Source organism: Actinomadura darangshiensis (assembly GCF_004349235.1).
Lineage (GTDB): Bacteria > Actinomycetota > Actinomycetes > Streptosporangiales > Streptosporangiaceae > Spirillospora > Spirillospora darangshiensis.
Genome location: NZ_SMKY01000515.1, coordinates 1 through 3,472 on the forward strand (window position 1 = coordinate 1; position 3,472 = coordinate 3,472).

General features: G+C 71.9%; 2 protein-coding genes. One reads left to right on the forward strand and one right to left on the reverse strand.

What is annotated here, in order from left to right; translation table 11 throughout:
* A partial coding sequence (locus tag E1293_RS45675) for a septum formation family protein (protein WP_132206203.1) occupies nt 1-985 on the forward strand: 985 nt, incomplete at its 5' end.
* Between the two features lie 50 nt (nt 986-1,035).
* On the opposite strand, the gene secD is transcribed toward E1293_RS45675, so the two are convergent.
* Entirely contained in the window at nt 1,036-3,306 is a 2,271-nt protein-coding gene (secD, locus tag E1293_RS45680) for a protein translocase subunit SecD (RefSeq protein ID WP_132206205.1), read from the reverse strand.
* Between the last annotated feature and the right edge of the window lie 166 nt (nt 3,307-3,472).

The window sequence follows — 3,472 nt, forward strand, 5'->3', positions numbered from 1 at the left end:
TGACGACCCTCCGATCGACGACGACCCGACCCCCGCTTGGGCCCCACCCGACGCACCCTCGACCGACGCACCCCAGACCGACGCAACGCCCTCCACGCCGGGACTTGCTCCGCCCGACGCATCGCCCGGCCCGGCGCGGACGAAACGGTTCGCGGTCGTCACCGGCCTCGCCGGGCTGGTGCTGGTCGCGGCGGTGGTCGCGGTCGTGGTCGCCGGCGGCTCGCGATCCACCCCGAAGGGTGAGGCCGCCCCGCCGCACCCGGACGGCTACGTGCTGCTCTCGTCGCTGAAGGCCGGCGACTGCTTCACCACGAACGCCTCGGAACCCGACGGCCCGTATGTATACCCCGGCCCCTGCGACAACCCGCACGAGGGCGAGGTGGTCGCCAAGGCGACGCTTTCCAGTGGCCCATTCCCCGGCATCGCGAAGGCGTCCGAACAGGCGGCGGCGGTGTGCGAGGAGCGGACCCCGGAGAAAGTGCGGCGGGTCGCGAAGAAGGACTTCAAGCCGAGGAACGACATCCCCAGCGAAAAGCGCTGGCACGACGGGGACCGCGGGGTGACCTGCGCGCTCCTGTACGTCGGCGGCAGCGCGCTCACCACACCGCTCGGCGACGGCGGGATCCTCTCGCTGGGCAAGACGGATCTGCACAGGGGCGACTGCGTGGAGAAGTGGCAGGACGACGGCTACGGCCAGCCCCTCGTCGAATGCACCGAGAAGCACGAGTACCAGGTGCTCGGGTTCTCCAAGATGGACGGCGTCAAGGCATACCCCAGCGCGGAGAAGATGGCGAATCTGGCCGCCGAAGCCTGCGCCAAGCTGGCGGTGGAGGTATGGGGCTCCGAACCGCCGCTGGACCGCGTCGAGCCTCAGTTCGCCTCGCCCACCAAGGAGGGCTGGGAGAGCGGCGACCGTGGTGTGACGTGCCTGATCGGAGGCAAGAACGGCAAGCCGCTGACGCGGTCGTACGTGCCGAAGGAGTGACGCGGGGGGTGCCGCCGGCGTCTGGGGGGGCGCCGGCGGCACGGCGTGGGTCAGACGATGGCGCCTGAGCTGTCGGAGGTGCGGTGGACGGGTTTGGCCTTGCTCTTGCCCTGCGGCGGCGGGGCCTTCGCGTAGCGCTCCAGGACGACGGCGATGGGCGTCGCGGTGAAGACGCTGGAGTACGTGCCGACGACGATGCCGATCAGCAGTGCGATGGCGAAGTCCGTCAGGGAGTCGCCGCCGAGGAAGGCGAGGGCCGCCAGGATGAACAGCGCGCCCATGCCGGTGTTGATCGTCCGCGGGACGGTCTGCAGGGTGCCCCGGTTCGCGAGGTCGGCGAAGCGGCCCTTGGGGTTGGCGGCCCACATCTCCCGGACCCGGTCGAACACGACGACGGAGTCGTTCACCGAGTACCCGATGATGGTGAGCAGCGCGGCGAGGAAGACCCCGTCGATGGGTTTGCCCAGCCACGCGAAGATGCCGGTGACGATCACGATGTCGTGGAACATGGCGATGACCGAGCCCGCGGCGAACGTCCAGCGGAACCGGATCGTCAGGTAGGCGAGCTGGACCAGCAGGGCGACGCCGAGGGCGATGAGCGCCTTGGTGCGCAGCTCGTCGCCGAGGCTCGGGCCGATCAGCTCGTCGCGCTGCTTGGTGGCGCCGCCGCCCTCCTTCGCGAGGGCGTCCTTGATGCGCTGCTCCTCGGCGTTGTCCAGTTCGGTGGTCCGGACGGAGATGTCGTCCTTGCCGGACGTCTGGACGACGGCGCGCGGGAACCCGGCGTCGGCGACGGCGGCGCGTGCCTTGTCGATGTCGAGGGGCCGGCTGGTCGAGTACTCGACCAGGCGCCCGCCGGTGAACTCGACACCGAAGTTCAGGCCGCGGGTGAAGATCCCGGTGGCGGCGAGGACGACCGCCAGGGCGGAGATCCCGAGCCACATCCGGCTGCGCTTCATGATGTCGGGGCCGCTGTCCTCCAGCCACCGCCGGATCCGCCCGGCGCCGGAGAGGCCGCCCGCCCTGCCCTTGGCCAGTTTGGGCATCCGCGCGGCCGCCGTGTCGGTGAGGACGCGGCTCAGCAGCATCGCGGAGACGAGCGAGCCGATCACACCGATGGTCAGCGTGACGCCGAAGCCCTTGACGGGGCCGGAGGCGAGGAAGAACAGCAGGCCGCCGGCCAGCAGGGTGGTGACGGCCGAGTCGGCGATCGCCGACCACGCCTTGTTGAACCCGACGGCCAGCGCCGCCCGCGCGCTGCGGCCCGGGGCGGCCGCCCGTTCCTCTCTGGCCCGTTCGAACGCCAGCACGTTGGCGTCGATCGCCATGCCGATGGCGAGGACGAATCCGGCGAGTCCCGGCAGGGTCAGTGTCGCGCCGACCGCGACGAGGGCGCCGTAGGAGATCACGGCGTAGCCGGCGAGCGCGGCGGTGGCGAGGAGGCCGACGAGCCGGTAGACGGCGACGATGAACAGGCCGGTGAGGATGATGCCGATGACGGCGGCGCGGGCGCTGGCGTCGATGGCCTCGTCGCCGAGCGTCGGGCCGACGACCCGCTGCTCGATGGTCTTCACGGGGACGGGCAGCGAGCCGCCCTGGATGAGCGCCGCGAGGTCCTTGGCCTCGCCGGCGCTGAAGTCGCCGGTGATCTGGGTGGAGCCGCCGGTGATGCCGACGCCGCAGGCGACGCTCTCGGTGACCTGCGGTGAGGAGATCACCTTGCCGTCCAGGACGATCGCGACGCGCCGCTCGTCCCCGGCGGCGCAGGCGGCCTTGGCGGTCACCTTCTCCCAGGTCTTGCCGCCGTCGCCCTTGAACTTGACGTTGACGGCCCAGCCGCCGAGGTTCTGCGGGTCGTAGGAGGCGTTCGCCTCGCCGATGCCCGCGCCGGTCAGCGCGGCGGGGCCGATGAGGATCTGCTGCCCGCTCTCGTCCGGCATCAGCTGCTGCCCCTGCCCGGCCTTGCCGGTGTTGGGCAGCACCGGGTGGGCGGTGAGCTGCGCGGTCTTGCCGATGGCCGCGGCCGCGCGGGACGGGTCCTGGACGTCCGGCAGCTCGACGATCAGCCGCCGGTCGCCGGACCGGGTGATGGACGACTCGGCGACCCCGAGCGCGTCCACGCGCCGGTGCAGGACCTCCCGGGCCCGGTCGGTGGACTCCCGGTCGGCCTTCACCGTCGGCGAGTCCTGCGTTTCCAGGACGATCTGGGTGCCGCCGCGGAGGTCCAGGCCGAGGCGGGCGGGTTTGGAGTAGGCGAAATAGAACGATGTGGCGAGCACGGCGAACGCCAGTACCGCCCGCACCACATTGGCGCGAGTCAACGGAGACCTCCACACGGGGCTTCGGCACCGCACGTCGTGCGGCGCCGCGGACAGAGAGAACTCAGATCCGTGTCGTGGCGGGAGGTGCGCGTCCGCGCGGGACGCCGCGCGGCGCGATGTCGGGCGAGCGGGGGGCGGTGGCGGCCGGGGCGGCGCGCCCGGACGG